Genomic DNA, 26,999 nt, shown 5'->3' on the forward strand with positions numbered 1-26,999 from the left:
TGCTTGATGTGTATCAAGCAATAGGCGTGGCGTATTGATTTGAAATGTAACAATGTCTTTCGATGATAAAAAACAGACTTAACTCTAACAAATCACTGACATTAGGAGCCAAGCCTGAGACTACTATTTATCACGAATAGACAACCTTTTGTCCTTTCTGATGATTAATAGATTGGCTCATATTGTTACATTCATTCTGAATAGACTTCGCGAGTTTCTCCTCAGGAAACTCGCTTTTTTTTTACCTCAAATTCCTCAAAGTAAGCCTTGATCATCTTTCCGAATTAATGAGATAAACCTTGATCATGCTTCTTGTCTTCATTCCAATGTAAAGAACGCATCAAAGCAACATGCGACTCGATCAAGTTATATGCTTGTTGTTGCCACTCATTTTGATCACATTGCTGATTACAAAACTCTAACGCTAAAACGGTAAGGTGCTGAAGTCGCTTTAAACACCAATCTTTGATCAGAATATCGGTCGATACCTGACATGCCGCTTGCTCAAGCTTTGCGCTCGTGTAAAGCAAGGTTTGATACGCTTTTTGAGGATCTTGGTACCTAGCATGTTGAAACACACGTAAACAACCGTCTAGCCAGCAAGCAATCGCTTTGCTTTGAACTTCGTTCAGTTCTGGGCCAAACACGCCGTCGGGCGCTTGATATAAGATCGTTTCCAGTTTTTCAACTTGATCATGCTTCCGATGTTCATACCACATGGCGATCTGATCTTGCCAAGTCCTCAATTCCATTACGCAGCCTCAGTCCATTGTTTTACATAGTGATTGGGTCCTATTTGATCAAATTCGTCGACAATGATGCTGCTACGACTACGAATTTCATCGGCATCTATCGAATAGTTTGGTTCACTTTTCACTAAGTTACCAAAAGGAAGATCTGGATCGGGAACGGCTGAAATCAATAGTTTGGTGTACGGGTGCTGCGGATTCTTCAGTATTGAGTGTGTATCACCCCATTCAACGATTTGCCCTTTGTACATCACAGCTGTTTCTTCCGCGATGTAGTGTGCGGTCGCCAAATCATGAGTAATGTACAAAAAGCCGATTCCTAGCTCTTGCTTCATGCGCTGCATTAGATTCAGTACCCCGAGGCGAATGGAGACATCCAGCATCGATGTTGGCTCATCCGCAAGAATGATTTGCGAACCGACGGCGAGAGCACGTGCTAAGTTTACTCGCTGACGTTGTCCACCACTAAGCTCGTGAGGAAACTTATTTAATGTCTCTTCAGGTAGTTCCACCAGCTTTAAAAGCGCTTCCAAGCGGGCAGGAATGTCACGCTCGCTTTGGATTTGCTTATGAATCTTTAAAGGGCGTGTTAGATGATGGCGAATGGTATGAGTTGGATTGAGTGAGCCAAACGGATCTTGAAACACCATTTGTACTTTACTGCGATACTCTTGGAGCGCTGAGCGTGACGTAATCTCATTGATATTAGTGCCATTGAAAAGGATCTCGCCTTCTGTTGCCGGATAGACTTTAGTGATCAAGCGAGCACACGTACTTTTACCGCAGCCTGATTCTCCAACCAAAGCCAGCGTTTTTCCTGCATACAGATCAAAGCTCACGCCTTGGAGCGCACGGAAGGTTTCCTCTTTCGCTAAACCACCGCCTACTCTGAATTCTTTAATCACGTTTTTCATTTGGATGATAGGCTGATTCATGATTGCGCTCCTAGTCGCTCTGGTTGTTTGTGGACGTCGTGGATGTTTGGGAAAGAAGCCCATAGCTTTTGTGTGTAGGGATGTTGAGGATTATTACGAATTTCGTATGCCTGATTGACTTCGACGATTTCTCCATGCCGCATGATGGCAATGCGATCACACAATTGGCTCATCAGCGCCAAGTCGTGCGTAATAAAGAGTACTGAGAAGCCAAATTCATCTCTAAGCTGATAGATTTGTTGTAAAATCTCCCTTTGTACCACCACATCTAAAGCGGTTGTGGGCTCATCCATAATGATCAGCTTAGGGTTCAAAGACAAAGCAATAGCAATCACTAAGCGCTGACGCATTCCACCTGAAAATTGGTGAGGGTATTCCGTTAACCGTTCTCGTGGAATATTGACCAAGTCCAATAGTTTTTCTGCTCGATCTTTCGCTTGAGCGTTGGTGAGTCCTTGGTGATGACGCAATACATCTGCGAATTGCTCTTGGATCGTTAAGACAGGGTTGAGTGAGTTCATCGCGCTTTGAAACACCATGGCGATTTCACTCCACCTCAGAGCGGTTAGCTCAGAATCTGAGAGGTTAAGAATGTCTTTGCCATCAAATAATATTTTACCGCCAGAAATGAACGCTGGCGGCTTATGGAGACGATTGATCGAGAATGCGATCGTGCTTTTGCCACATCCCGATTCACCAGCAAGTCCAAATACTTCTCCTTTGCCGATATCGAAGCTGACGGATTTTACCGCATTGAAATCACCATGATCGGTGATGTAATCGACGCATAAATCTCGGATCTGGATGACCGGATTATTGTGGTATGCATGATTTAAGTTAATACCATCCATATAAACACCTTACTAATGTAAAAGATAATTATTATCATTATCAGGTGTGATGGTTTTTAGAAAGTGGCAAGCGGTGAATCAGTGAAGTGACTCGAAAGTTAGGCGAAATAAAAAGTGGTATCCGGCGTTGTTAATGAAGTCAGGAAGACGAGAATTGAGAGCTGGATCAGCACACTTTTCTTAGGGGGAATTATTCAAATCTAATCGTAAATTTGCCCCTTGGCAAAACTTAAATGATGGATCTATTAAGGAGTTAACGAAAGGGCGGGAGGGGTCACATTTCCCTACAGTTTTTCTTACCACCTCGTTCCTGTTTTGCTATAGATTACGCATCGAAAACATGGTGTGTTCGGAGGAAATATGTCCATTAATTCTATCGACCATGACGAGATGACCAACATCGCTCACAAATGGGAATTACCTGATGAAGAAGCCGTTGTGAAGCCTGAGAAAACAGTGAAATCAGCAGAAGCCAGAAGACGCATTGAAGCGCTACGTGAAATCCGTGAAAGTGGATTGACCATTGAAGAAGCAAGGGAGCTTGGCTTGATACACTGATTGCTCTAGTTTGGTATAGCAATCCATAGGGTAGTCGTCGGACTGCCCTTTTTATTTTTCGCTCCATTTTAGCCATAGCGTCTCACCACAACATCTCACATCTCTTTATTTTTCTTATCCAAACGTTCTAATTCACCTCTATTTCACCTAAAAAGTTCTAGATCCAAACTCATTTTCATCTGTGTAGAAGTTTGACAATCTTACCTAGCGTTACTAAAAGATATATCAATAGCGATATGCTTTTTGTTGATTATCGCGACCACAAAGCAAGGAGCGCGAGTATGGTTGACCAAATCCTTTTTTATGAGCCCGATGAGTCCCACGGTTTTCTTTCCAATTTTTGCCATGCCCCAGTCAATATATCCTCCCAAACTTGGCCCACCAGCGAACATTATTATCAAGCCCAAAAGTTCCTCGATGCGCAGTTACAAAGCAAAATTCAACACGCGAGCACTCCCGATGAAGCATTCGCCTTAAGCCGAAAATACGAACATTTCGTCAGAAGTGACTGGGAGGATATGAAGTTGGCCGTTATGGCTTTCATCGTTAGAGAAAAGTTTCTGCAAAATCCACCTTTAGCGCAGCAGTTAATGAGAACGGGTAACGCTTGTCTTACAGAGCATTCTCACAAAGATGCCTTTTGGGGGGATGGGGGAGACGGTAAAGGAGAAAATCATTTAGGAGAAATTCTGATGAACGTTCGGGCTGAGCTGAGACATGTCGAGCCCTACAATCTCGTGAAGTTCATCGATAAAGCCAAATTGCCGACCCAATGGGGCACATTTATGATGTATGGCTTCGTTGAAACTGCCACGAACAAAGAGCATCTTGCCCTCGTGTATGGAGAGCCTGAAAGCAGCGCTGCACCGCTTATTCGGTTGCATTCGGAGTGCCTTACTGGCGATGCCTTGTTTAGTACGCGTTGCGACTGTGGTTTTCAGCTCAATAGGGCGCTACAAAATATTGTCGAAGAGGGATGTGGTGTGCTGCTTTATTTGCGTCAAGAAGGACGTGGTATTGGCTTGATTAATAAAATTCGAGCTTATCACCTCCAGGACGATGGCGCCGATACTGTAGAAGCCAATGAACGTTTGGGCTTTGCTGCCGATATGCGTGATTACGCGTTCTGTAAAGGGATGTTAGAGCATTTGGGCATTGATGCGGTGCGACTAATGACAAACAACCCACGTAAGCTGGCTGCGTTAAAAGCGGTTGATATCAACGTCATTGAGCGTGTGCCCTTGCAAGAAGGTAATAATCCGAGCAATCAACACTACTTGCAAACTAAGGCGAGTAAATTAGGGCACATGTTTGATCCTAAGTTTGTCAATCACACCAAGTAAAGCATCATCTATGTCATCAATAGATGAAAACGCCAACGATAGAATCGTTGGCGTTTTCATTCGTTAGGTCATTTATTGATATCTTTGAATGATCTCATCAATTTCACCCGATATTTTTAACTCAGCCAAACGTGTATTGATGTAGTCCTGAGTTTCTGGCTGCATTTGGGGCGAAAAGGCCAAATAGATCGAGTAGTCAGGGATAACTGAGTCGAAAGATTGGATCTGAAAATCTTCTAGCGACAAATTGAGGCGTTTTAAGTTGTACATAACGCGTGATTCCATTTCGACGAAGGCTGTATCTCCTGGTGTTCGGGTTATCACTCGATATGCGGCATCATAATCTTTAACGCGTATTTCATTCACACTACCATCCTCAAAGAATGGGATTAAATTCGGATAATCAAAACCGAGTAGTAATACGATAGATCGGCCATGCATGGTGTCCATATTCTTGAACTCTAACGGTTTCTCACTACTCGATACCAATACATGTTTTACAGTGTAAATGGGCTCTTCAGACAAGTTTTCTGATTGCACCTTGCCCCAGTTTGGGCTGCCGTAAGTTAGCCAGTTTGGTTCGCCACCTTCTTCTAATATGGAAATCATTCGTTTAAACGGATAAGTGTGATAATTCACCTGATAATCCGATTCAGCGAAAATGGCACTGACGATGTCAGTCACAATCCCGGAATGCATTTGCCCCTGTTGTTCTATTTGAAATGGCCTTGCTTGGTCGGCGATAACGTAATAGTTCACTTCAGCGGCAGTAGCATAAGTTCCTATCGCAATAAAACTAAAAGCCAATCTAAGTAGAAGTCTTTTCATCGTATCCTCGATTATTATTTGCGCGTGGCTATATTTAGAGTAGCGCAAGTTTATCGGAGCGATTTCATATGGATGAAAAAGAGCGATCTCAACGTCGATTTAGTATCGGCAACCAACTTATGTTGGCGGTGTTAACGTTGAGTTTAATCTTTACTGTCATCATTTCCGCTGTGAGTTTATATCGAGTTTTTAATGAAGATTTAGCCCATTTGCACGTCGAGCTAAAGCAGGTCGAATCCAGTTACTTATCGAGCTTTTCTGCCAGCTTATGGGTGGAGGATAGGGAGCTGTTACTCACTCAAGCAGAGGGCGCAATGCGCATGCCCTCTGTGGATTATTTACGTATCGCTAATGAAGATGAAGTTATCGTCGAACTGGGCACCGCTCTTTCTGAGGATGTCGTAGAAAGAAGTTGGCCGATGCAATATCGTGTTGGTGATAAAACCTATGATCTGGCGACATTGACTGTTCAGGCGGATCTGAGCTCGATTTATGAAGATCTTTGGCAACAATTTTTTTTCTTGCTTACGACAGAAGCGATAAAGATCCTATTGCTCATAATTGGCGTGCTTTGGGTCGCCTTCCGCCTCTTGGTCAATCCTCTCCAACTGCTTTCTGGCGCCGTGAGCGATTTTAGTGGCGGGAAGGTCCCAAGCAAAGTTACGCTCCCAAAGCGTTGGTGTTTTGATGAAGTGAGCGTGTTGGCGGAGAAATACAACCGAAGCGTTGAGAAAGTCCGTGAACATCAGACTGAGCTTGAAGAAGAAAGAGATAGAGCGGAAGTCGCCAACCGCAAAAAAAGTGAATTTCTTGCAACCATGAGCCATGAAATTCGAACACCGATGAATGGCATTATTGGTGTCGCTTCATTACTGGGTGACACCAAACTCGATCCTCAGCAAAAAGAGTTTGTAGAGATCATCGATAGTTCTTCTCACTCTTTAATGACGATCATCGACGATATTCTCGACTTTTCCAAAGTCGAAGCAGGTAAAGTCGAATTAGAAAATGCGAGTTATGATCTGCGCCGTATTTTGGATGATGTGATCAGCTTACATACCGTCAAAGCCAAGCAGAAGAATCTGCAATTGCTTAGCGATATTGATCCTCACTTGCCAGCGGAAGTGCAAGGTGATGCTGCACGCTTAAAACAGGTATTGAACAATTTGTTGAGCAACGCGATCAAATTTACTGATCGTGGTCATGTGAAGCTTCTTGTTGAGTTAACACGTCAAGAGCATGATGTCGCCATGATTCGATTTCGCGTCGTTGATTCTGGCATTGGTATTGCGAAAGAGAACCAACAAGCGATCTTCGAACGTTTCCAACAAGCCGATGGCAGTACAACCAGAAAGTACGGTGGTACCGGCCTTGGTTTGGCGATTGGTGCTCAGTTGGTGAACTTAATGGGGGGAGAAATCCAGCTGACAAGTGAGTTGGGGCTCGGTAGTTGTTTTGAGTTTTCGATTCCAGTTGTAGTAAAAGCACGGTCTACCTACTCGGAACGACCTAATGTTTTGACGTTTCCAAAAGTTGAAGATAATGAAACCAGCCTCCAGCATGACAATCAACCTTGGGTATTGATTGTTGAAGATACCATCGTAAACCAGAAAGTCGTGCGTATTATGTTGGAAAAGCTCGGCGTTCGAGTGAGCGTCGCAAATCATGGTGAAGAAGCGCTTCAGCTATGTGAGAAGCAAGCTTTTGACTTGGTGTTTATGGATTGCCAAATGCCAGTGATGGATGGCTTCATTACTACTGAGCGTATTCGACAAATGGGTGAGTGGGGGAAACACGTTCCCATTATTGCGTTGAGTGCCAATGTTATTAAAGAAGATCAACAACATTGCTTTGACGTCGGTATGAATGAGTTTGTCGCCAAACCTGTGACCAAAGATCGGTTGCATCAAATATTCGAGCAGTTTTTACCAAAAGCGCTGAAAATCAGTACGGGTCCCAAATAGTTAACTTGAAATTGATCAAGTTAAGTGCGTTTCTATTCTGCAATTGTAACTCTGTATGCTATAGTGCGCGGCTAGTATTTAAAGTACCTTGAGGCTGTAAATGTCGTTCAATCTATCCCTATTGCCGCCTGATGAAAAAAACAAAATCGAACTGGATAAACAAGCGTCGTTTTTGGTTTGGAAGCTCAGAGAGGCCAAATCTGGTCCTGAAGCAATAGAAGAACAGTTGTCCAAGATTAACGATGCTGATGAAAAAGCGTTTTTTCAGCAATCGGTCGAAAAGTACAAACGAGTAATGGGTGTCGCTTAACGCGAATCGTGACAACGGTATAAAACTATGTGGCGAATGAGGTAACCTCCCCATTCCTTTGCTAAGCGAAATTGAAAAGGTTTCGCTTTTTGCTAAAATCCTTCGCATTAAATTTGAATTTAGAGAGACATCCCGATGGGAAGAAGTTTTGAAGTGCGCAAAGCCTCTATGGCGAAAACTGCAGGCGCGAAAATTAAAGTTTATTCCAAATACGGTAAAGAAATTTACATGTGCGCGAAAAACGGCGGTAGTGACCCAGACATGAACTTGTCTCTTCGCCACCTGATCGCGAAAGCGAAAAAAGATCAGGTACCAGCGCACGTTATCGACAAAGCACTAGACAAAGCGAGTGGCGGCGGTGGTGAAGATTACCAACCAGCGCGCTACGAAGGCTTCGGCCCTGGCGGTACTAGTGTTATCGTTGACTGTCTGACCGATAACGGCAACCGTACTTTCCAAGATGTACGCCAATGCTTTGTTAAAGTTGGTGCGAAAATTGGTGTTGAGGGCTCAGTTTCTCACATGTTTGATCACCAAGCGGTATTCCAGTTCAAAGGCGACGATGATGAAATCATCCTAGAAACGCTAATGATGGAAGATGTGGACGTAACTGACGTTGAGCTAGAAGATGGTGTGATCACTGTATTTGCTCCTCACACAGAGTTCTTCAAGACGAAAACAGCACTAAATGGTGCGTTCCCAGATCTAACGATCGATGTGGAAGAAATCACTTTCGTTCCTCAAACTCACACTCCAGTAGCGGGTGAAGATGCTGAGAAGTTCCAGAAATTCCTAGATCTTCTAGATGACTGTGACGACGTTCAGCAGGTTTACCACAACGCAGAGCTATAATTTCTTAGCTTCCACCGTTGTAAAAAGGCTTCCCGAGGGAAGCCTTTTTTGATCGCACTTTTTGCTAGCAGCATTATGCGTTGCGATATTTGGAATAACACAGTGACATGATCACACCAAAACAGATGCCTTGCGTCAGCATGGCCGTGCCGCCGTAACTAAAGAACGGCAGAGGGCTTCCCATTACTGGCAACAAGCCGCTCACCATACCTGTATTGATAAAAGCATACAGGAAAAAGCTCATCGCTAATGCGCCACTCACAAGCCGACTAAAAAAGTGGTCAGACTGACATGCAAGCAACATGACGCGCGCGGTAATAAACAAGTACAGTGCGAGCAAGACTAAACTACCAACAAAACCCCACTCCTCGGCATAAGTCGAAAAAATAAAGTCCGTATGACTTTCTGGAATAAAGCCAAGTGTTCCTTGCGTAGCATTCATCCAACCTTTGCCTTTCATTCCGCCGGAGCCTATCGCAATTAAAGATTGGATGATTTGGTAGCCCGAACCTAACGGATCCGACTCCGGGTGCAAGAACTGAGTAACGCGGCTTTTTTGATACGTTTCCATGACGAAGAACCACAAAATAGGCGCCAACGTTAATATACTCGCGACAAAGCCACCGATTATTTTCCAGCTCATGCCAGCTAAAAATAAAACGAATAAGGCGTAAATGACGGTAAAAACTGCACCGTCTAAATCCGGTTGTAGCGCGATTAACCCAGCAGGAATCATTGTGATGAGTAAGCAGAATGCGATTTTCCTACTATCTGGTCTGCCACCTTCAATATGTAGCATCCACGCGATCATGATTGGAATCGAGAGTTTGATTAGCTCCGAGGGTTGAAAGCGAAAAAAGCCAATATCGAGCCAACGTTGAGAACCATTAGTGCTATCGCCAAACAAAGCGACAGCAAGTAGCAGCGCAACCGCAATAATGTAGAGATATGGAGCTGAGCGTTGATAGCTAGCGGCGGGAATCGATGACATGACCAATATACAAACCAAGGTCAGTCCGCAGCGTGCTAAATGCTTGAAGAGCATGGCCTCATTAAAGCCACTGGCACTCCAAAGTGTTAGTGTACTCAATAGCATGATCGGAATGATCGCCATCAGCAGTGGCAAATCGACCCTGGGGAAAAAACGCTTATTCATTTTCTACGACCTAATAACGCACCCAGTTCGAGCGCGAAAACAACCAGAACTCGAGAGTTCGAACTATTCCGATGCTAAGAATCCTATTTGGAAATAACAGACACCATGCAAAGGTGTGTATGAGAGGAGCGTCGATGTCGTCTGTTATGGGTAAGCTGCTTGGAAAGCTGTGGAATGGATAAATACACTAGACGCAGGTTTTAAGCCAGTATTTTTATTCCTATTGTGGTGAAAGACAGACGCTTACAAACAAGCTGGGATAAATGTTCTCTTTAAGGATGGAATGTCATTCATCGCAGCAAACAACCATTCACTCCACATAACTGCCATTGGTCGCATGCAAAAGCAGCGTGCGATTTTCTCCCTTAATCTGAAACCATCAAATCACGTTCAACTAAGGACAGTACATGATGGTTTCTCAATCTCGCTCAATTAAAGCTCTTAAACTGGCAAGTACGTTTATCGCCGCATTTGCACTTAGCAGCAATCTGGCTCTGGCTAATCCAAGCGAGCGCACACTCAGTCAATTCAACCAAGCTGCGCAGGGTGACTCTGGCTTAGTTGATACCGTTTACGGCGAATTATCCAAACAACTCGAAGAGCAGGGCGCAACGCCGGTGACCTTGGTTTACTTAGGCAGTGCGGAGACGTTGCAAGGTCGTGAGGCGTTTATGCCTTGGAACAAGATGAAGTTCACCGAGCGCGGTCTTGCCACAATCCAAAAAGGTTTGGACCTAATGGCGAATCAGCCAGTACCACTGCAAGAGCAACAACGCTTACAAGGCTTACCTGAATACCAGCTAGCTACCGCCATGGCAGCCACTACCTTTACCTCTCTGCCAGACATGTTCAATCACTTTGAGCGCGGCTACGAGCTGTACCTTTCTCTGCTCGATGAACCGAGTTTTAGTCAGCAACCTTTTGCGGCTACTTCATGGATTTACCGTTATGCCATTGAAGCAGCGCTGCGCGCTGAAGACGTTCAACAAGCCAAAATATGGTTAGCGCAAATGGAGCAGTTGGGTGACAGCAATTTAGAAACGCAAACCGCAAAAGCGCTGCTAGCGAAATATTAGGGAGGCGTCATGATCGTTTTTAATCAACTTAGCCGCGATTACGCCCTTGGCAACCAAACGGTGCGTGCATTGCGAGACGTGTCTGGTGAAGTGTTTGCTGGCGAAATGGTGGCTCTGTGTGGACCGTCTGGCTCAGGCAAAAGTACCTTACTTAACGTGCTTGGTATGCTGGATACTCAATACCAAGGTCAGGTGACATTTGCAGGCAGCCCATACCCAACCAGACAAATGCAAGCTGCGAAAATGCGCCGTGAAAAGCTTGGTTTTGTGTTCCAAAAATTCAATCTTGTGCCCGTGATGACAGCGTTAGAGAACGTGGCGTATCCGCTGCATCTCAACGGCTTTTCAAAAGCAGAACAAACCGAGCTCGCCACACAAATGCTAGAACACGTTGGTTTGGGCGAGTTTATTCATCACATGCCCGATAACCTATCAGGCGGTCAGCAACAACGCGTGGCAATTGCTCGTGCTTTAGTACACAAACCGGCGCTGGTGATTGCTGATGAGCCAACCGCAAGTCTTGATAGCCAAACTGCCAACAAGGTCATCGACATTATGAAAGGGCTCGGACACGAGCTTGGTACCACTTTTATTGTCGCCACACACGACCCTCGTATGGCATCCCGCTGTGACCGCACCATTGAGTTGGTGGACGGCAAAATTACCCAAACGCACGCAAGTGTGGAGGAGGTTTCATGGGCAAGCTAATTCCTGTTTCCGTTCGCCTTGCTTGGTTGAACCTGCAACGCAATCGCCGTCGCAGTTTATTGTCGATGCTGATCATTGCCATTGCGGTGTTTGCGTTAACCAGTGCGGGTGGTTTTGGTCTGTACACCTATGACAGTTTGAAAGAATCGACAGCGCGTGACACGGGGCATCTGACGTTAACCACGCCGGGTTACTTCGCCAAAGAAGAAGAGATGCCGCTGAGTAACGGTTTAACTCATGCGGACGACATCACCAAGCAATTGATTGGATTGAATGAAGTGCGAGGCGTGCAGCCACGAGTTGAGTTCAGCGGTTTGATTTCCAACGGCAACAAGTCCTCGATCTTTATCGGCATTGGCGTCAACGAACGCGAATTCGATATGAAAGGACCATTTTTGGACGTGCGTGAAGGGCAAACACTTTCCAACATTCATGCATCGCGTTATGACCCAGCAGAACCAGAAGTGATGCTTGGCGTTGATTTAGCGAACAACCTAAGCGTGCACGTTGGTGATTGGATCACCTTGCTGGCGACCACAACCGACGGTGCGTTGAACGCGTATGACTTCAAAGTTCGTGGCATCTATTCAACAGGCGTACCAGAGCTTGATAAACGCCAGTTGTACGTGCACATCAACAGCGCGCAATCGCTGCTCGGTTCAGACAAAGTCAGTGCGTTGTCGGTCTTTCTGTTCGATACCAGTTTAACTAGCCAAGTCGAGCAACAAGTGGCTTCGGTGCTGAGTAAGCAAAAGAAGAACTTTGGCGACCAAGATATTGAGATTACGCCTTGGCAAGAACGCGCGTTCTTCTATCTCAAAGTGAAAGATTTGTACGACCGTATCTTCGGCATCATGGGCGCAGTAATGGCGTTGGTGGTCTTTGTCGCGCTGTTCAACACCATGACCATGTCGGTCACCGAGCGTACACGTGAAATCGGCACCTTGTCGGCTCTTGGTAGCTACCCTCGCGAAATCATTGCTGGGTTCTTGCGTGAAGCTGGGTTACTTGCCGTGATTGGCAGCTTAATCGGCGCTTTGTTTACGGCGCTAGTGACCGTCTTACTGATGGTCGTGGATGTGCAAATGCCGCCACCACCAGGACGTACAGAAGGTTACCCATTGACGATTTACTTCTCTTGGGAGCTGGTGGCTGTCGCAGGATTCGCAGTATTGATGATTTGTTTGGTTGCGGCGTTTTTCTCAGCGCGCAAAGGGGTGAACAAGCCAATTACGGAGGCTCTGATTTATGTTTAATTTCAAATCACTATTACCAATTGCATTGTTGATGGTAAGCAGCGTTGCAAGCATGAATGCCAGTGCGAATGAAACAGCGCTAGATGCACAGCAAGTTGCGCAATTGATTGAAAAAGCCGACAGCTACCGCTTGCAAGATGATTCCTCCAAAGTGGTGTCATTGGTGCGCTTATATCAAGATCAAGAGTTAGATAAAACCCGTCTTTACCACGTGTACACGCGTCCAAATCGTGAATCGCTGGTGGTGTTCAAATCGGCAGTCGAAGCTGGGCAAAAGATGTTGATGATGGGCGACAACTACTGGCTACAAATGCCAAAGAGCCGCCGTCCGATTCGCATTACGCCGATGCAGAAGCTGCTTGGTGAAGCGTCTATCGGCGACATCTCAACCCTGACGTGGAGCCAAGATTATCAAGGTGAATGGAAAGCGACAGAAATCGTCTCGGTGAACGGAGAAAGTGTCGCGGCTTATCACTTTGTTTTAACTGCGAAAACTAAAGGGGCGAGCTATCAGAAGATCGACTTGTGGTTGTCTGAGCAAGATGCGTTTCCAATCAAAGCTGATCTTTACTTGCGCTCTGGCAAACTCGCCAAGCAAGCGCAATACGGACGTGCAAGCGACAATGGCGAAGACTACGTCAGTAAGATGATCTTGCTTGATAGCATCCAGCCGAGCAAAAAGACCGTTATCGAGTACCAAGAAATCGTGCCTTGGCAGCTGGATAACAAGTTCTACAACCCAAGCTATTTGCCGAAAGCCAATACGACTCAGCTTTAGCCTGAACTCCGTAAATAGAACCATGAAAACGAGCAAGGAAGTCACATGAAATCGCACCAGTCTAACCTTAACAAAAGCACCAGTTTGTTGATTGCTGCGTCGTTGTGTGTGGGCGCAGCAGCCCCAGTTTTTGCCAATGATGAGCTGAGTTTTGAGTGGGATTGGGCTGTCAGCTACGAAACTGCCAAGCAGCGTGATAGCGCATTTATGCAGGCGCAGGGCAGTTCTCGTGATTCACTTAATGCACTGTTGGATGTGCAGGTGAATTATCAGAACTTCAGTGGTTTGTTCGCTCTGTACAGCCAAGGTTTGTACCTCAATCAACAAGGTGAGAGTGACTGGTGGAGTGAAGCTGATAGCCAGTTGCTGATTCGTGAGCTGGCTTGGCTAGGGGAGTGGCAAGTCGGTGACACCACTCTTGATATGAGTTTGGGTAAGTTGCGCGTGGATTGGGGCGTGGGTTATGGCTACCGACCTTTGGATCTGTTTAAGCCTTATCGACAAAACCCGGTTGGCTTAGTCGCAGAAGAGGGCGCGGGCGTGTTTTCACTTTCACACTATGATATGGACGGCGAATGGACCGTCATTGCGACCGATTCAAGCTGGGGGCAACAAGACCAAAGTGCACTTGATCAAGCCGCAGAGCAACAAGGTGTTGGTATTCGTCGTTATGCGCTGGTGGGAGACACCGAGTATCAACTTATTGGTTATTACGATGATGTGCGCCGAGGTTTGCTTGGTGCTAGTGCCATTGCCGTGTGGGATGAATCCATCGCCATGCACGGATCAATGCTGTGGCAAAAGCAAAGTGTCGGGTATCAGTTTCAGCAGGGTGATCTTTACCAACCTGTTTCGGTTGAGGAGCAGGGCAGCGCATTCCAAGCCTTAATTGGATTGAACTGGGCAAACCAAGCCGGACACAACGTGATTGCGGAATATTGGTACGACAGCCGAGCATGGTCGAAAAACGAATGGCAACAAGCAATGGAGCGTGGCGAATTACTCTCTCAGATCCCTGATCCTAACAACTCTCTGTTGGCTAGCAGCGCTCTACTTGCGACAAGCTACGCCCAAGGGTTTCAGCATGCCAATATCGTTCAGCATAACGTAATGCTGCACTGGAGTTGGGATGTAGAAGCATGGGCTGCATGGAACGGCGAAGCGGATATGGGCTGGCTAAGTGATGTAACCCCTACGTTGGATGTGATGCTGTCGCCGCAAGATGGCGGTGTGATTGTCACGCAGTGGCTTAACTACCAATGGATTGATACTGGCGATCAAAGTGTAGAAGTGGAAGTTGCCGCACGCTTTTTAACCGGAGACGACCAATCTGCTTACGCACAAATCAATGATAAGCATATGATTGTATTTAATATCAAAGGGAAATTCTAAATGTATTCAGCTAAGTTAATGGTAGAAAGTGGATGGCTACGCAGTGTGGTTGTCACGACTTTATTCTGTTTGTTTATCTCGGTAATGACATTGTCTGTTTGGGGTGGTCCTTACTATGTACATGTATTGGTGAGTTTTGGTTTTGGTTACTCCGCCTTGTTCTTCTCTTGGTTAGTCGACAAGTTGTTTCCTAGCATCCCTCGTAGACTAGAAATTGCTTTGTCACTGACCGCCTGTTTGTTGTTTGGCGTCATTAATGCGCAGTTTTGGCTCGGTGAATACTTCGGCATTTCGGGCATGCTGCCAGTGTTGCTGATGGGCTTGTTATTCAGCGGCATGTGTTACTTTTATTTCCACTCACGAGAGAAAGAAGCGATTGCTCAGCGTGAATTAGAGAGTATCAAGCGTGAAAAGGCAGAGCAGGAACGTGCACTGTTGCTAAGTCAGCTTAAACAGATGCAAAGCCAGATTGAACCGCATTTCCTATTTAATACCTTGGCAAATATCAGCGCGTTGATGTCCCAGGACGTTGATAAGGCCAAGCAGATGTTGGATCAACTTACCGCACTATTACGTGCGACGCTAAAAAGCTCACGTGAAGAGCACACCACGATTGAGAATGAAATTGCCTTAATTGAAGCCTACTTGAGTATTCAGAAGATACGTCTGGATGGACGTCTAAGCTACAAAATTGAAGTAGAAGACGGTTTAGGAACAACAGAACTGCCACCGATGATGTTGCAACCTTTGGTGGAGAATGCCATTGTTCACGGTATTGAGCCAAAGCGAGAAGGTGGCGAAGTCAGTTTACTCATAAAGCGCGAACAACAGAACTTGCAGATTGAAGTTAGAGACACGGGTGTTGGCTTGAATCATGTCAGCAAGCATTGTGGTTCAGGGGTAGGGCTGAGTAACCTGAAACAACGCGTCGATGCGTTGTTTGCAGGCGAAGGACAAGTGTCGATCAGTGAACCAGTTGAAGGTGGCGTGAGTGTCCGTTTGAGTTGGCCAATGACAAGCAAGGAATAGTGGAATGAATACAGGGTTTACTGCCATTATTGCTGATGATGAACCGCTATTGAGGCGTCATCTTGATAAAAGCCTAGCTGAAGTGTGGCCAGAGCTAGAGGTGATAGCCAAAGTCGCAGATGGTGAACAAGCGTTGCAAGCCATTGAGCAAAACCAACCTGACATTGCGTTTCTTGATATTCGTATGCCAGTTTTGGATGGCATGACATTAGCACAAAAGCTCAATCAACTCGCCAATCCACCTTTGATTGTGTTTGTCACCGCGTACGATGATTACGCCATCAAAGCTTTTGAGCAAAATGCTGCCGATTATTTGCTTAAGCCTATCTCGGATGAGCGCCTCCTGACGACGTGTGAAAGAGTGAAAGCACGCCTTGCTAAGCGAGAGCAAGAAAGCAGTAATGTGCAGATGAGCAGCCTGTTAGAGCAGTTGCAGCAATTATCCGCGCCACAAACGCCGCAGTATTTACAGTGGATTAAAGCGACGCAAGGGGAAGATATTCATCTGATCGCCACGTCTGATGTGTTGTATTTCAAAGCGGAAGAAAAATACGTTTCTGTGTATGCCCAACAAGGACAAGGCAAAGTGCAGGAGTATTTGATTCGTACATCGTTGAAAGAGTTGATAGGGCAGCTTAACCCAGAACAGTTCTGGCAAGTGCACCGTTCAAGCGTGGTGCAAGTGTGCAAAATTAACAAAGTAAACAAAGACTTTGCTGGAAGAATGTTTGTGCATGTTGGAGAAACTAAGCTCCCTGTGAGCCGTGCATCTCAAAGTTTGTTCAAAGGGATGTAATCGCTAGAACTGCTCACTCTTTACACTGTAAACTCGCTACTCTTAACCTAAATTATCAAGGAAGATAAATGAGTTATCGCGTCACCCTCTTAAATGCGACGGGAGAGTTGTCTCCAATCGCTGAGTATTTGCATCAGAAACTTGATGACCTGAGCTCACAGCTTTCTAGTTACTTTGATTTAAGTAACATCGATTTAAGTAACCTCGATTTAAGTAACGTTGACCTGACCGTTAGCCCGTTTGATCGCAATGACGTACCGCAGACGGGGATTGGTGGCTATTGCTTAAGCGCCTATCGTGTAGAGATTCTGCTTGATACGCAACGTGCAGATATTAAAAACGTTATTGAGAAAGAACTAGCCGCGGTGCTAGCGCATGAGTTGCATCACCTGTTCCGTATGCGAGCGGGAGAGAATGGCGTTGCGCTTGGTGATGTGCTGATTATGGAAGGGTTAGCTTGTCATTTCGAACGTAAGGTGAATGGTGGCGTCACTCCGAGCTTGTTTGAGAACATCAAAGATCAAGATTGGCGTCCTTTCTATGCTGAGATGAAAGACAAGCTGACCAGTTTAGATTACAACTTCGATGCTTACTTTCTTGGCAGTGATGAAAGCCGCTGGCCGAAGTACATGGGGTATTGGGTCGGGTACAACCTTGTCGCGGAATATCTGGCTGATTTTCAGGGCTCTGAGCTGGATTTGGTTGGAGCAAAAGCCGAGCTTTTCTATCAATAACTCCGTTACTAAACTTAAACTAATAAGCTGAGCCTTCAAAACAAAAAGCGCCTAAGTCATAAGACGTTAGGCGCTTTTATCGTTTTATAGTGACGACTTCTTCGAAGAGGCGAGTGTGCTTATTCGCTGATCGTCACCTTCTCAATAATGATTGGATCGCATGGCACATCATCATGACCAAGCTTAGAAGTTGTTTTCACTTTCGCGATGCGATTTACGACATCCATACCCGCGGTCACTTTACCAAATACCGCGTAACCCCAGCCTAGGTTGGTGGTTGCGGTGTGGTCTAGGAAATCGTTGTCTTCCAAGTTAATGAAAAACTGTGCCGTTGCAGAGTGCGGTGCATCGGTACGCGCCATTGCGATAGTGCCAACAAGGTTCTTTAGACCACGGTTTGCTTCGTTTGCGATTGGGGCGCGTGTTGGCTTTTCTGCCATGTCTTCGGTGTGACCGCCACCTTGGATCATAAAGCCGTCGATAACGCGGTGGAAAATGGTGCCGTCGTAAAAGCCATCTTCACAGTATTTTTTGAAGTTCTTTGAGCTAACTGGCGCTCGTTCTAGATTCAATTCAATTTCGATGTCACCGAAATTGGTGGTCATGATAATCATCTGGTTTTGCCCTTATGGGTGCTTAGTTGGCGGCATTATAGCTAAGTCGCTTGAGGATAGCAGAAATAAAAACAGCGACGTTAAGGCGTCGCTGTTTCTACTATTAAGTATGGTTAAGGAAGTTAAACCGTGAAGCGTCCCACCAAGTCGTAAAGCTCGTTGGCTTTGTGATTGAGGTTTTGGCTGCCCGAGCGATTTTGATTGGCAAGGTGCGCCGATTGACTACTTTGCTGAGAAATGACTTCGATGCGTTGTGAAATCTCTTGTCCAACTTGGCTTTGCTCTTCGGTCGCGGTAGCGATCAGCGTGTTCATGTCCATGATATTCGCAATCGCTGCTTGAATATCTTGCAGCGCAACCGATGCAGCACGTGCTTCTTCTACTGTCGCTTCGCCACGTGCTTGGCTAGATTCCATCGCTTTTACAGCGGCATCCGATCCAGCTTTAAGTTGATCGATCATCTTGTGAATGTCACCTGTGCTGTCCTGAGTGCGGCTTGCAAGCTTACGCACTTCATCCGCTACAACTGCGAATCCGCGTCCTTGGTCGCCCGCTCGTGCCGCTTCAATGGCGGCATTTAGCGCAAGCAAGTTGGTTTGTTCAGCAATATCTTGGATGACTTCAAGTGAGGATGAGATGTTCTGCACGTCACTCTCTAGACGTGAAATTACAGTGCTTGCTTCAGATACCTCATTTGCTAGCGCTTCAACGGAGTTAGCGGCGGAGTCCACGATGTGCTTCGCTTGTTGTGCGTTGTCATCGGCGTTTTTAGCGGAATCGGCGGCTTGGTTTGCATTGCCAGAGATCTCGTGAGCGGTGGCCGTCATTTCTGTCATTGCGGTCGCGACTTGTTCCGTTTCCTCACGTTGACCTGAAGCCAATTCATCCACTTGTGAGGCGCGTTGAGACATGTTGTTAGTTTCTGATACTACCTCTTGTCCGACATGGCTGACGCTCTTAATAATTCCTTGCAAGCTCTCAACGAAGATATTGAAGTTATGCGCGAGCTGCTTAAATTCTGGCACGCTAGATTCTTCCATACGCGCGGTTAAGTCGGCGTCACCTTGCGCGAAAGATTGGATTGAGCTGTCAAACTGTTCGATAGGGCGCATAATGCTACGGTTGACGAGTACGGCAAAAATGGCCACGACAACGGCAATAGAGACACAAAACATAGCAATAGCGGCTAAGGTATTGTTTAGCTCATCGTTTGCTGTGTTTTCCATCTCTGTAATGATCGCATCGATATCATCAGTATAAAAACCTGTGCCAATCATAATATCCCACTTGGGAATGAACATGGAGTAGCTGAGTTTAGGTAATGCTTCGGTTTGCCCTAACTTAGGGAAGTAGTAGGTTGTGAAGTCACCCGTTTTGGCGTTTTTCAACAGGTCTTGGATCAGGTAGTTGCCTTTTTTGTCTTGTAGGTTATAGAAGTTTTCTCCAACCCCTTTATTGTTTTTTCCGACAACAACACGCACGCCTTTTGAGTCGTACGCAAAAATATAACCTGATTGGCCGAACTCTAGCTCTTTGAGCACTGGAATAGCTTCTTGCAATGAGGCATTACGATCCAATAACGGTTTGAGTGCGGAATGAGCCATCTGCACATAGTTTTTCAGTTCCGCTTTCTTCATCGCCATCATCGTCGTGTGCGTATGATTGATTTGTTGTTGGTTGTAGGTACTGGTTTGGAGGTAGGTAAACCACATCATACCCAAAGCAATCGTTAACACGGGAATGATGGAAAGAATATAAAGTCGCTTTCTTATCGTTAGATTCATAGGTACTTCCTTACGTCTCGGCGCAGCGTTACAAACTGGTAAACTTCAATAGTTTTACCAAATAAAAGTGTTAATAATTATTTTTGTACTGATTGCAGATTAACCGAGTTGGCGGGTGAGAAGTACAGGAAGTTGGTGATCGTGGACGAGAGAGACTCACATTTTTAAGCAGGATCACAATTAGCGAGAGCATTGGCCCGAGTTGCAGCGGGAGCTACCAGTAAGCCAGTATGAGACACGATACCTATTGTTGGCAAAGCGCAGGTAAAGCCAGTCGGCAATTGGTTTGAATAATGGCCAACGTAGTGGTGCATATAGCCAACCTCGTCCGACAAACTGCCATGCTCGGTGAGTCACATCAAGACCAAGTATCAGTTCATTGTTGTCATTCAGCGCATGCAAAATAGTATTGGCTTTTTGCGCGTCTATCTGTGGGTAATCAGAAAATTCATCGCTGTAGATATCGACAATTTTTATCGCTTGTTTTACATCTCGTCGCTTAAGTGCGTGCATTTCTTTGGCGCACAGTGGGCAAGTTCCGTCATAAAATATAGTGAGTTTTGTCATTGCGATCGTCTTACTTGATTTGTCTTACTGAATTCTACGTGGCGATTTTTCTTTTGGTTCATTATGTTGCAGGTAGTGGTTCCAATTCGCGCGTATGTTCTCATAGTTGTATTGGCAAAAGTCTTTGCGATCACGTAGGTAGTCTTTTTCAACTTCATCGAGAAGCGACTTGTACTGTTCCGGATCACTGCCGTACACCAAACATAAGGTAGAGAAGTAGCGTTGCAAATCAAAACTGTGCTCATCAATGTACTCACCGAAGTCGTAGTAGTCCGGTCTGTCATCGGACTCAAATGCGAACATGTCGGCGGCGCTAATGGCCATCTCTGCGCCATCTTCTAGGAAGTCAATCATTAAGATCGTGGCAAAATTATCGACGGCATCTTCTTCTTTTCCGAGAACAGGGATGTTTTGATCTTCGATGTAAGCATGCCCGGCTTCATGCAGCAAGGTGTGTAATAACGTATCTAACGCCCCTGTTTTTGGGGATTTTCCAAGGCGTTCTTCATACTGGTTATTGGAGAAGTAATTGAGTGATTCCAAATAAAAAGTGTAAGGAATGTGTATCGTGTGCGTATCGGGATCGTACATTGGGCCATCTTCTCCGCCGTAAACCAGTGTGAGTGGTTTGCGAAATGGAAAGTGGATCTGAGATAGCTCAAGAAAAATTGGGTTTACATCGCTGTTTTGGATAGATTGCAGGGCGATGTTTTCATGGGTTGTTTCCACGGGAGAATATTCAATACGGATATTTTCCGCTGCAGTGGCAGATGAGATGGCACAGAGTAATAGCACAGGGAAAAGCGAATGAATTTTCATGTAGGGCTCTTGTTATTTGAATAACTTACATAAAAATTATACATGTTTTTGTGTGATGCATAATTGGGATTGTTTTTATCACCCAGAATCGGGTAGTTAGCCTCGAAAGACTACCATGACAACACCGTACATTTTGGTTGCTGGGCCCTCAAGAAAGCCGATCAAAACACGTTTACTCAGGAGACGATAGATAAGTGATTGGCTTTTAAGGTTTATTTTTTGGTGAGGCCAAGTTGAATTGGCTTTGCTCTTTTGTCTGTAAAAATGCTATTCAGCAGTTAATCATTATGGAATGAAACCATGGGATTGGTGAATGTCACTGAATTGAAGAAAATTATCAGCAATATGTTATAATCCGGCTCCGTTGTGACGAAAACGTTTGTTGCAGCTTGAGAGTTTCCTTGGATTCGGCTCGTTTACACACCATGAGCCAGAGTTGAAAAACTACGACAGGAACAAGCAAACCCAATTGTTTTGAACGCGATCTCGGCGTTTAGAGGTTACAACGGGAAGGAACTTTGTTTGATAGTAATTGACACATTCTGTTTAAGTAAGGGAGCCCAACGTGGTTCAGAAAGTGTCACCCAGAATTTACTCACAACACTATACCCCAAGCAGTAACACACAGGTATTGCGAGGGGGCATTTGAAGGAGCTATATCGGCTCCTTTCACATTTAAGGGCTTGCTAACAGCGGAAAACTGACACATCGCTAAAGGAGCGTCCCTTAAACTAGCCTAAGGCGCATCTACACCAACTTTTGAGTATTTTCGAAACAGTAAAGCGAGAACATTTGCTATTGAATGAAGGTTAAATTAACACTCGATCATTACGGAGGATGAAGAGAACAATAATAAGAGGCGATATGAATCATTTAATATCTGTAGGTGCACTGGAGTCCTTCTTGGTCGCAATCAGTGTGCTTTTCCTGGGGCATTTTATTAATGCTAAGCTACCGATTTTAAAGAAGTTCAACATACCTGAGCCGATTGTAGGTGGCCTTATTGTGGCCTGCATGATTACTGCTCTTCATTTCAACGGCATCGACTTGGAGTTCGATTTGCCGTTACAAAATACGTTTATGTTAATGTTTTTTGCGACGGTTGGTTTGGCCGCAAATTACACTCAGTTGATGAAAGGAGGTGCGAAGGTTTTTATCTTCTTAGCTGTCGCATCGTTTTACATCATCATACAAAACGGCGTTGGCGTTTCACTCGCGGCGGCGCTCGGTTTAGATCCTTTGATGGGGTTAATTGCTGGCTCGATTACTCTGTCTGGTGGCCATGGTACAGGTGCTGCGTGGTCACAAACCTTCCAAGACGTGTATGGATTGGATAACGTTTTGGAAATTGCGATGGCATCAGCCACTTTTGGTTTGATCATCGGCGGTATCATTGGTAGCCCAGTGGCACAGCGCCTCGTAGAAAAAAACAGCATTGAATCGGAGTATGGTCGTGGTGGTCGGGATGCCAAAACTCACGAAAAATTCCCTGAGTTGGTGACCTACAACGAATACGAAGAAGATAAAGTAACGGCGAAAAAAGTGGTGGAGAAACTCTTCTTCCTACTGATCTGTGTTACGGGGGCGAAGTATGTTGAGCAATGGGTTAGCACGTATGAAATCTCATGGTTGATGATTCCAGACTTTGTTTATGCGCTGTTCATTGGTGTGATCATCACGAACTTCTTAGAGGTGACCAAGCTTCGTAAGTTAGATGCAGAAACCGTCGATATGCTCGGTACCGTTTCTTTGTCATTGTTCTTGGCGATGGCATTAATGAGCTTGAAGTTATGGAATATCTTTGACTTAGCGATTCCATTCTTGGTTATTTTAGCTGTGCAGTCTGTGGTCTTAGCTATCTTCACTTACTACGTTACGTTCAAAGTGATGGGACGCAACTATGACGCTGCGGTTATTGCGGGTGGTCACTGTGGTTTTGGCTTGGGGGCAACCCCAACAGCCGTGATGAACATGGGCTCTATCGTTAACCGATTTGGCCCGTCGCCGCAGGCATTTATGGTGGTGCCAATTGTGGGGGCTTTCTTTATAGACATCGTTAACTTAATCATTTTACAAGGTTACATTTCATTCCTTGGTTAAATTTAAGTTCATGATCTCCTAAGGTCGAAATAAAAACGGTCACAACACAGGTTGTGACCGTTTTTTTATGGCTCGATTTTGGCCGTTTATCGAACGACGGATTATTGAATGGTTCGGCTGAATTTGAGACTAGCTGTCCAACCAAGAACGCCGATGAAAGCGTAAATGCCAACGTTTAACCAGCCCGCCTGAGGAATTGCATTAAATGGGCTTGGTGCAACAATGGCGTGCAGTGGAAGGTAAAGCACTTCGGAGAAGAACTGATCTAGGCCGTAATAGCCAAATAGTGCGATTGGCATCCAGCGCAGCGCATAAATGGCGATAAACAAAATGACCAGTGGTGAATTCACTTTCTGAGAAATAGCCATTGCGGTTAATGCCAGCGGTAATAGTAGAATACCGGCGAATAACATTCTGATTAAAAACTCTCCCCAATGCAGCAGCACGTAACCTAACGAGGCTTGGCGGTACAACAAAGCCAATTGGTGATCAGTAGAGATGTTCAGCAACCACAACATCAAATCTGCTGCGAGCACAAGCGCCGAGCAAACGAGCGGAATCACCAATAAACCAAACCCTAGCTTCACTAAGTGAGTTTTTATATCGCTGACCGGCATACTACGCCAAAACATAATACTGCCCTCTGCGCGCTCTTTGCGCAGTGTTCTCGGGAAGTATTGAACGGCTAACAAGATAGACAGCAGTCCCGCCCCGCCGGTGAGCAACATGTTTACATCGTCACCAAGCTCTTTGTGAATGTCACTGACATCGCCACCAAAGCTCATTTGGAAAAACATATTGTGTTGTAGAGTGTCGTTACTCATTAAACTGACAAAGAGAATAAGTCCACACGCCAACACAAACAGTGGAATACGTAAAACAAGAGGGTTTTCTAACCACTCTTTTTGCAACATCGCGACAACTGAACGCATTACGCTGCCTCCTTCTGCAATGCTAAAAATAGATCCGCTAACTTCACCCCATGGATGGCCCCCATTGTTTCTGCTTGTTGGGCATACTGGGCAGTGAGTAACCATTTCGTTGAACCGAGCCCTTTTTGTGACGACAGTGGGTTCATCGCTTCAATTTGTGTGCGGTATTCGTCGCTGGCCTCAAGGATAAAGTAGTCTTCACTGATACTGTCCATCGAGGTTTGTAGTACAGGGCGGCCATGCTTGAGAATCAGCACATCAGTCAGTAAGTGCTCAATCTCTGATACTTCATGACTGGCGATGATCAACACGCGCTCGCCGTCGTGAAACCATTCCAATAAGTGACGATAAAACGTATCACGATACACGAGATCTAACCCGAGTGTCGGCTCATCCAATATGAGGATTTGGGTGTTAGTCGCGATTACAATCGCGAGGTGCAATTGCACCTTCATCCCTTTGGATAAAGATTTGATGCGCGCACGAGGTTTGATGTCCGTTTGACGAAGCAGCGTATCTGCTTGAGCGCGATTGAACCCTGGATGCACGCCTTCGGTATAGTTAAGCAGTTGAGCGACAGTCATCCAATCTGGCAGAACGTTCACATCCGAGATGTAGGACAAGCTCTGCATTATTTTGTCGCGTTGCATAATGGGTTCAAATCCGTTGATACGAACAGTGCCTTGATATTCATGTGCGCCGAGTAGGGCATTAATAAGCGTTGATTTACCTGCGCCATTATGGCCGAGTAAGCCAAGTACTTGTCCTGCATGTAGGTCGAAACTCACTTCATGCAGTGCTTCTCCTTGTTGCTGATATTGCTTGGAGACATTGTTTACACTGACTAATGCGCTCATTGGTCACCTTTCAAGTGTGGTTTTAGTTGTTGAATGAATTCGTCGAGTGACATATCCAGACGCTGTATTGTGTCGGCTATCTGCGGAATTTGTTGTTGAAGAAAACGTGCCTTCTCGTCTGCGAGCAATTTGAGCTTTGCCCCTGAAGCGACAAACATACCTTGACCGCGTTTTTTCTCCACTAATCCCTCATCAACAAGCAATTGATAGCCTTTCATGACGGTGAGGTGGTTAATTTTCATATCCGCAGAGATGCTACGAACAGAGGGCAGAGCATCGCCTTCTTGCCAGATACCTTGCAGTATTTGTTGAGTGATCTGGTCAGCCAACTGTCGAAAAATCGGTTGGCGATCATGCCAATTGGTCATGAGTGAATCTCTTGGCTGAAATGGTGTTATATATAGGTATAACACCTGGTGTGCCGGAGAGAAAGTAATAATTTAAAATAAAGCGTATGTACCAGCCTTCGCTTTTCCTAAATATCTACCTATGTGATAGCTAATTTGAATACTTTGTTATGAGCATAAATTAAACACTTCTCATAAGTTGAGAAGTGTTATTTTTCTAATCCAATCAAGGCATTTACCACCAGCTTGGTATTGGTATTCTCATCTAATGATAATCAGTGAGATTTTGGGCGCATCCATTTCTTACTTGATGAGAATTGATGGCAAATACACCCTAGAAAACAAAAGGTTCGAGAGGCAATCTGATTGACTTAGGCACCTATCTCACGTTGGGCGCTTGCTCAATGAATGAGAAAGAGGAGAGTAAAGAGGTCTCATGAATCAGGTAATATCTATCGGCCCACAAGAGTCGTTTCTCGTCGCAATTTGCGTGTTATTTTTAGGGCAGTTCATTAACACCAAATTACCAACCTTAAAGAAATTCAATATCCCAGAGCCCATTGTTGGTGGTCTAGTTGTGGCTTGCGTGATCACGACGATGCACTTAAATGGTGTGGATGTATCATTTGATTTGCCACTGCAAAACACCTTTATGCTGATGTTTTTTGCGACGGTTGGCTTAGCCGCGAATTACACCCAACTGATTAAAGGCGGTGCGAAGGTTTTCATCTTCCTTGTTGTGGCATCGGTCTACATTCTTATCCAAAATGCGGTCGGCGTATCCTTAGCAACCGCATTGGGGTTAGATCCACTCATGGGGTTGATCGCCGGCTCTATTACGCTTTCTGGCGGACATGGAACTGGTGCGGCGTGGTCGCAAACTTTTCAAGAAATGTATGGTTTGCACAATGTCCTAGAAGTGGCGATGGCTTCTGCTACGTTTGGCTTGGTCATGGGCGGGATTATTGGCAGCCCTGTCGCGCAAAAGTTACTCAACAAGCACAACTTAGAATCGGAATACGGACGCACCAACCAAAGCCATCAGAGTTTCCCTGAATTGGTGACCTATAACGAACATGAAGAAGATCGTGTCACGGCGAAAAGAGTTGTAGAAAGCTTATCCATTATTTTGCTTTGCGTGACAGGCGCGAGCTATCTGGAGAGTTGGGTGAGCAGTTTTGGCATCAAGTGGTTGATGATCCCAGATTTTGTTTATGCGCTGTTTATTGGTGTTGTCATCACCAACATCATGGAAGTGACCAAGGTGCGCAAGGTTGATTTAGAAACCGTTGATATTCTTGGTACGGTTTCGCTATCGCTGTTCCTTGCCATGGCTCTGATGAGCTTGAAATTGTGGAATATCTTTGATCTTGCGATCCCGTTCCTTATTATTCTTGCTATTCAGTCGGCCGTACTCGCGGTGTTCACTTATTACATAACATTCCGCATGATGGGCAGTAATTACGATGCCGCGGTGATCGCCAGTGGACACTGTGGTTTCGGTTTAGGTGCCACACCGACTGCGGTCATGAATATGGGCTCTATCGTGAGTCGTTATGGTCCATCACCACAAGCATTTATGGTAGTACCAATTGTCGGTGCATTCTTCATCGACATTGTGAACTTAGTGATTTTGCAAGGCTGTATTGCTTTTATTAAATAGC

Annotated in this window: 27 protein-coding genes; 15 read left to right on the plus strand and 12 right to left on the minus strand. The window is 45.4% G+C overall.

The features are described 5' to 3' along the window. Window positions 1–284 precede the first annotated feature (284 nt). The 3 genes from MSG33_RS07535 to MSG33_RS07545 are packed head-to-tail and all read right to left on the minus strand — an operon-like array spanning window position 285 to window position 2,535. Window positions 285–752 carry a transcriptional regulator gene (locus MSG33_RS07535; protein ID WP_248380439.1) on the minus strand — a complete coding sequence of 156 codons (468 nt, stop codon included), beginning with the start codon at window positions 750–752 and terminating at the stop codon, window positions 285–287. Beyond that, window positions 752–1,684 carry an ATP-binding cassette domain-containing protein gene (locus MSG33_RS07540; protein ID WP_170892440.1) on the minus strand — a complete coding sequence of 311 codons (933 nt, stop codon included), beginning with the start codon at window positions 1,682–1,684 and terminating at the stop codon, window positions 752–754. The genes MSG33_RS07535 and MSG33_RS07540 overlap by 1 nt, the downstream gene beginning before the upstream one ends. Continuing rightward, the gene (locus MSG33_RS07545) at window positions 1,681–2,535 is read right to left on the minus strand and encodes an ABC transporter ATP-binding protein (protein WP_248380441.1); all 855 of its coding nucleotides are present in this window, start codon (window positions 2,533–2,535) and stop codon (window positions 1,681–1,683) included. Before MSG33_RS07545 ends, MSG33_RS07540 begins: the two co-directional genes overlap by 4 nt. Window positions 2,536–2,895: 360 nt before the next feature. Here MSG33_RS07545 and MSG33_RS07550 point away from each other — a divergent pair, with 360 nt between their 5' ends. Both MSG33_RS07550 and ribA read left to right on the plus strand, forming a co-directional pair. Next, entirely contained in the window at window positions 2,896–3,093 is a 198-nt protein-coding gene (locus MSG33_RS07550; RefSeq protein WP_005392088.1) for a hypothetical protein, read from the plus strand. Window positions 3,094–3,374: 281 nt separating this feature from the next. After that, window positions 3,375–4,436 (plus strand): GTP cyclohydrolase II, encoded by a 1,062-nt coding sequence (ribA, locus tag MSG33_RS07555; RefSeq protein WP_248380443.1) that lies wholly within the window; start codon window positions 3,375–3,377, stop codon window positions 4,434–4,436. Window positions 4,437–4,508: 72 nt separating this feature from the next. Here ribA and MSG33_RS07560 read toward each other — a convergent pair whose 3' ends face one another. After that, window positions 4,509–5,264 (minus strand): ABC transporter substrate-binding protein, encoded by a 756-nt coding sequence (locus MSG33_RS07560; protein ID WP_248380445.1) that lies wholly within the window; start codon window positions 5,262–5,264, stop codon window positions 4,509–4,511. Between the two features lie 68 nt (window positions 5,265–5,332). Between MSG33_RS07560 and MSG33_RS07565 the strand changes: the two genes are divergently transcribed. From MSG33_RS07565 to MSG33_RS07575, 3 genes are all read left to right on the plus strand, one after another. Continuing rightward, window positions 5,333–7,228, plus strand: a complete 1,896-nt coding sequence (locus MSG33_RS07565; RefSeq protein WP_248380447.1) for an ATP-binding protein — start codon at window positions 5,333–5,335, stop codon at window positions 7,226–7,228. A gap of 100 nt (window positions 7,229–7,328) precedes the next feature. Next, window positions 7,329–7,538 carry a DUF3283 family protein gene (locus MSG33_RS07570; protein WP_005374484.1) on the plus strand — a complete coding sequence of 70 codons (210 nt, stop codon included), beginning with the start codon at window positions 7,329–7,331 and terminating at the stop codon, window positions 7,536–7,538. Window positions 7,539–7,673: 135 nt separating this feature from the next. Beyond that, window positions 7,674–8,390 (plus strand): YebC/PmpR family DNA-binding transcriptional regulator, encoded by a 717-nt coding sequence (locus MSG33_RS07575; protein WP_005392082.1) that lies wholly within the window; start codon window positions 7,674–7,676, stop codon window positions 8,388–8,390. A 73-nt stretch (window positions 8,391–8,463) separates the two neighbouring features. On the opposite strand, the gene rodA is transcribed toward MSG33_RS07575, so the two are convergent. Beyond that, window positions 8,464–9,546 (minus strand): rod shape-determining protein RodA, encoded by a 1,083-nt coding sequence (gene rodA / locus MSG33_RS07580; RefSeq protein WP_046875633.1) that lies wholly within the window; start codon window positions 9,544–9,546, stop codon window positions 8,464–8,466. Window positions 9,547–9,953: 407 nt separating this feature from the next. Here rodA and MSG33_RS07585 point away from each other — a divergent pair, with 407 nt between their 5' ends. The 8 genes from MSG33_RS07585 to MSG33_RS07620 all read left to right on the plus strand — a co-directional run bounded on the left by MSG33_RS07585 (window position 9,954) and on the right by MSG33_RS07620 (window position 17,315). Further along, window positions 9,954–10,622: a hypothetical protein gene (locus MSG33_RS07585; RefSeq protein WP_005383200.1), complete on the plus strand. Its 669-nt coding sequence runs from the start codon at window positions 9,954–9,956 to the stop codon at window positions 10,620–10,622. Between the two features lie 9 nt (window positions 10,623–10,631). Then, window positions 10,632–11,330, plus strand: coding sequence for an ABC transporter ATP-binding protein (locus MSG33_RS07590; protein ID WP_248380449.1), 699 nt, complete (start codon window positions 10,632–10,634; stop codon window positions 11,328–11,330). Next, the gene (locus MSG33_RS07595) at window positions 11,318–12,586 is read left to right on the plus strand and encodes an ABC transporter permease (RefSeq protein ID WP_145534063.1); all 1,269 of its coding nucleotides are present in this window, start codon (window positions 11,318–11,320) and stop codon (window positions 12,584–12,586) included. The genes MSG33_RS07590 and MSG33_RS07595 overlap by 13 nt, the downstream gene beginning before the upstream one ends. After that, window positions 12,579–13,364 (plus strand): outer membrane lipoprotein-sorting protein, encoded by a 786-nt coding sequence (locus MSG33_RS07600; RefSeq protein ID WP_248380451.1) that lies wholly within the window; start codon window positions 12,579–12,581, stop codon window positions 13,362–13,364. The genes MSG33_RS07595 and MSG33_RS07600 overlap by 8 nt, the downstream gene beginning before the upstream one ends. Before the next feature lie 45 nt (window positions 13,365–13,409). Further along, entirely contained in the window at window positions 13,410–14,756 is a 1,347-nt protein-coding gene (locus MSG33_RS07605; RefSeq protein ID WP_248380453.1) for a hypothetical protein, read from the plus strand. Beyond that, the gene (locus tag MSG33_RS07610; RefSeq protein WP_074190268.1) at window positions 14,757–15,785 is read left to right on the plus strand and encodes a sensor histidine kinase; all 1,029 of its coding nucleotides are present in this window, start codon (window positions 14,757–14,759) and stop codon (window positions 15,783–15,785) included. A 4-nt stretch (window positions 15,786–15,789) separates the two neighbouring features. Next, complete coding sequence (locus MSG33_RS07615; RefSeq protein ID WP_248380456.1) at window positions 15,790–16,581, plus strand: LytTR family DNA-binding domain-containing protein; 792 nt, start codon at window positions 15,790–15,792, stop codon at window positions 16,579–16,581. Window positions 16,582–16,649: 68 nt separating this feature from the next. Continuing rightward, window positions 16,650–17,315, plus strand: coding sequence for a DUF2268 domain-containing putative Zn-dependent protease (locus MSG33_RS07620; protein WP_248380458.1), 666 nt, complete (start codon window positions 16,650–16,652; stop codon window positions 17,313–17,315). Between the two features lie 119 nt (window positions 17,316–17,434). Here MSG33_RS07620 and MSG33_RS07625 read toward each other — a convergent pair whose 3' ends face one another. From MSG33_RS07625 to MSG33_RS07640, 4 genes are all read right to left on the minus strand, one after another. Beyond that, window positions 17,435–17,929, minus strand: coding sequence for a peptidylprolyl isomerase (locus tag MSG33_RS07625; protein ID WP_005374458.1), 495 nt, complete (start codon window positions 17,927–17,929; stop codon window positions 17,435–17,437). 122 nt (window positions 17,930–18,051) lie between these two features. Continuing rightward, window positions 18,052–19,713, minus strand: a complete 1,662-nt coding sequence (locus MSG33_RS07630) for a methyl-accepting chemotaxis protein (protein WP_005392065.1) — start codon at window positions 19,711–19,713, stop codon at window positions 18,052–18,054. A gap of 180 nt (window positions 19,714–19,893) precedes the next feature. After that, entirely contained in the window at window positions 19,894–20,280 is a 387-nt protein-coding gene (locus tag MSG33_RS07635) for a DUF393 domain-containing protein (RefSeq protein WP_161445544.1), read from the minus strand. A 24-nt stretch (window positions 20,281–20,304) separates the two neighbouring features. Beyond that, window positions 20,305–21,099: a DUF4344 domain-containing metallopeptidase gene (locus MSG33_RS07640; RefSeq protein WP_248380460.1), complete on the minus strand. Its 795-nt coding sequence runs from the start codon at window positions 21,097–21,099 to the stop codon at window positions 20,305–20,307. A gap of 864 nt (window positions 21,100–21,963) precedes the next feature. Between MSG33_RS07640 and gltS (MSG33_RS07645) the strand changes: the two genes are divergently transcribed. Further along, window positions 21,964–23,199, plus strand: a complete 1,236-nt coding sequence (gene gltS / locus MSG33_RS07645) for a sodium/glutamate symporter (protein WP_006740921.1) — start codon at window positions 21,964–21,966, stop codon at window positions 23,197–23,199. 101 nt (window positions 23,200–23,300) lie between these two features. Here the strand turns inward: gltS (MSG33_RS07645) and MSG33_RS07650 are convergent, their stop codons facing one another. From MSG33_RS07650 to MSG33_RS07660, 3 genes are read right to left on the minus strand one after another with little or no spacing between them, the layout of a single operon-like run. After that, window positions 23,301–24,131, minus strand: a complete 831-nt coding sequence (locus MSG33_RS07650) for a hypothetical protein (RefSeq protein ID WP_248380462.1) — start codon at window positions 24,129–24,131, stop codon at window positions 23,301–23,303. Further along, window positions 24,131–24,988, minus strand: coding sequence for an ABC transporter ATP-binding protein (locus MSG33_RS07655; protein WP_065645244.1), 858 nt, complete (start codon window positions 24,986–24,988; stop codon window positions 24,131–24,133). The genes MSG33_RS07650 and MSG33_RS07655 overlap by 1 nt, the downstream gene beginning before the upstream one ends. After that, the gene (locus tag MSG33_RS07660; RefSeq protein ID WP_005392046.1) at window positions 24,985–25,356 is read right to left on the minus strand and encodes a GntR family transcriptional regulator; all 372 of its coding nucleotides are present in this window, start codon (window positions 25,354–25,356) and stop codon (window positions 24,985–24,987) included. The genes MSG33_RS07655 and MSG33_RS07660 overlap by 4 nt, the downstream gene beginning before the upstream one ends. Window positions 25,357–25,771: 415 nt before the next feature. Between MSG33_RS07660 and gltS (MSG33_RS07665) the strand changes: the two genes are divergently transcribed. Then, on the plus strand, window positions 25,772–26,998 hold the full coding sequence (gene gltS / locus MSG33_RS07665; RefSeq protein WP_046875620.1) for a sodium/glutamate symporter: 1,227 nt from the start codon (window positions 25,772–25,774) through the stop codon (window positions 26,996–26,998). The last annotated feature ends 1 nt before the right edge of the window (window position 26,999 follow it).

The organism is Vibrio sp. 1CM7H (assembly GCF_023161645.1).
In the GTDB taxonomy this organism is placed as follows: domain Bacteria; phylum Pseudomonadota; class Gammaproteobacteria; order Enterobacterales; family Vibrionaceae; genus Vibrio; species Vibrio diabolicus.

Excerpts from the sequence above, each read along its gene's own strand:
- MSG33_RS07535 (WP_248380439.1), bottom strand. The coding sequence starts at position 752 with ATGGAATTGAGGACTTGGCAAGATCAGATCGCCATGTGGTATGAACAT.
- MSG33_RS07540 (WP_170892440.1), bottom strand. The coding sequence starts at position 1,684 with ATGAATCAGCCTATCATCCAAATGAAAAACGTGATTAAAGAATTCAGA.
- MSG33_RS07545 (WP_248380441.1), bottom strand. The coding sequence starts at position 2,535 with ATGGATGGTATTAACTTAAATCATGCATACCACAATAATCCGGTCATC.
- MSG33_RS07550 (WP_005392088.1), top strand. The coding sequence starts at position 2,896 with ATGTCCATTAATTCTATCGACCATGACGAGATGACCAACATCGCTCAC.
- ribA (WP_248380443.1), top strand. The coding sequence starts at position 3,375 with ATGGTTGACCAAATCCTTTTTTATGAGCCCGATGAGTCCCACGGTTTT.
- MSG33_RS07560 (WP_248380445.1), bottom strand. The coding sequence starts at position 5,264 with ATGAAAAGACTTCTACTTAGATTGGCTTTTAGTTTTATTGCGATAGGA.
- MSG33_RS07565 (WP_248380447.1), top strand. The coding sequence starts at position 5,333 with ATGGATGAAAAAGAGCGATCTCAACGTCGATTTAGTATCGGCAACCAA.
- MSG33_RS07570 (WP_005374484.1), top strand. The coding sequence starts at position 7,329 with ATGTCGTTCAATCTATCCCTATTGCCGCCTGATGAAAAAAACAAAATC.
- MSG33_RS07575 (WP_005392082.1), top strand. The coding sequence starts at position 7,674 with ATGGGAAGAAGTTTTGAAGTGCGCAAAGCCTCTATGGCGAAAACTGCA.
- rodA (WP_046875633.1), bottom strand. The coding sequence starts at position 9,546 with ATGAATAAGCGTTTTTTCCCCAGGGTCGATTTGCCACTGCTGATGGCG.
- MSG33_RS07585 (WP_005383200.1), top strand. The coding sequence starts at position 9,954 with ATGATGGTTTCTCAATCTCGCTCAATTAAAGCTCTTAAACTGGCAAGT.
- MSG33_RS07590 (WP_248380449.1), top strand. The coding sequence starts at position 10,632 with ATGATCGTTTTTAATCAACTTAGCCGCGATTACGCCCTTGGCAACCAA.
- MSG33_RS07595 (WP_145534063.1), top strand. The coding sequence starts at position 11,318 with ATGGGCAAGCTAATTCCTGTTTCCGTTCGCCTTGCTTGGTTGAACCTG.
- MSG33_RS07600 (WP_248380451.1), top strand. The coding sequence starts at position 12,579 with ATGTTTAATTTCAAATCACTATTACCAATTGCATTGTTGATGGTAAGC.
- MSG33_RS07605 (WP_248380453.1), top strand. The coding sequence starts at position 13,410 with ATGAAATCGCACCAGTCTAACCTTAACAAAAGCACCAGTTTGTTGATT.
- MSG33_RS07610 (WP_074190268.1), top strand. The coding sequence starts at position 14,757 with ATGTATTCAGCTAAGTTAATGGTAGAAAGTGGATGGCTACGCAGTGTG.
- MSG33_RS07615 (WP_248380456.1), top strand. The coding sequence starts at position 15,790 with ATGAATACAGGGTTTACTGCCATTATTGCTGATGATGAACCGCTATTG.
- MSG33_RS07620 (WP_248380458.1), top strand. The coding sequence starts at position 16,650 with ATGAGTTATCGCGTCACCCTCTTAAATGCGACGGGAGAGTTGTCTCCA.
- MSG33_RS07625 (WP_005374458.1), bottom strand. The coding sequence starts at position 17,929 with ATGATTATCATGACCACCAATTTCGGTGACATCGAAATTGAATTGAAT.
- MSG33_RS07630 (WP_005392065.1), bottom strand. The coding sequence starts at position 19,713 with ATGAATCTAACGATAAGAAAGCGACTTTATATTCTTTCCATCATTCCC.
- MSG33_RS07635 (WP_161445544.1), bottom strand. The coding sequence starts at position 20,280 with ATGACAAAACTCACTATATTTTATGACGGAACTTGCCCACTGTGCGCC.
- MSG33_RS07640 (WP_248380460.1), bottom strand. The coding sequence starts at position 21,099 with ATGAAAATTCATTCGCTTTTCCCTGTGCTATTACTCTGTGCCATCTCA.
- gltS (WP_006740921.1), top strand. The coding sequence starts at position 21,964 with ATGAATCATTTAATATCTGTAGGTGCACTGGAGTCCTTCTTGGTCGCA.
- MSG33_RS07650 (WP_248380462.1), bottom strand. The coding sequence starts at position 24,131 with ATGCGTTCAGTTGTCGCGATGTTGCAAAAAGAGTGGTTAGAAAACCCT.
- MSG33_RS07655 (WP_065645244.1), bottom strand. The coding sequence starts at position 24,988 with ATGAGCGCATTAGTCAGTGTAAACAATGTCTCCAAGCAATATCAGCAA.
- MSG33_RS07660 (WP_005392046.1), bottom strand. The coding sequence starts at position 25,356 with ATGACCAATTGGCATGATCGCCAACCGATTTTTCGACAGTTGGCTGAC.
- gltS (WP_046875620.1), top strand. The coding sequence starts at position 25,772 with ATGAATCAGGTAATATCTATCGGCCCACAAGAGTCGTTTCTCGTCGCA.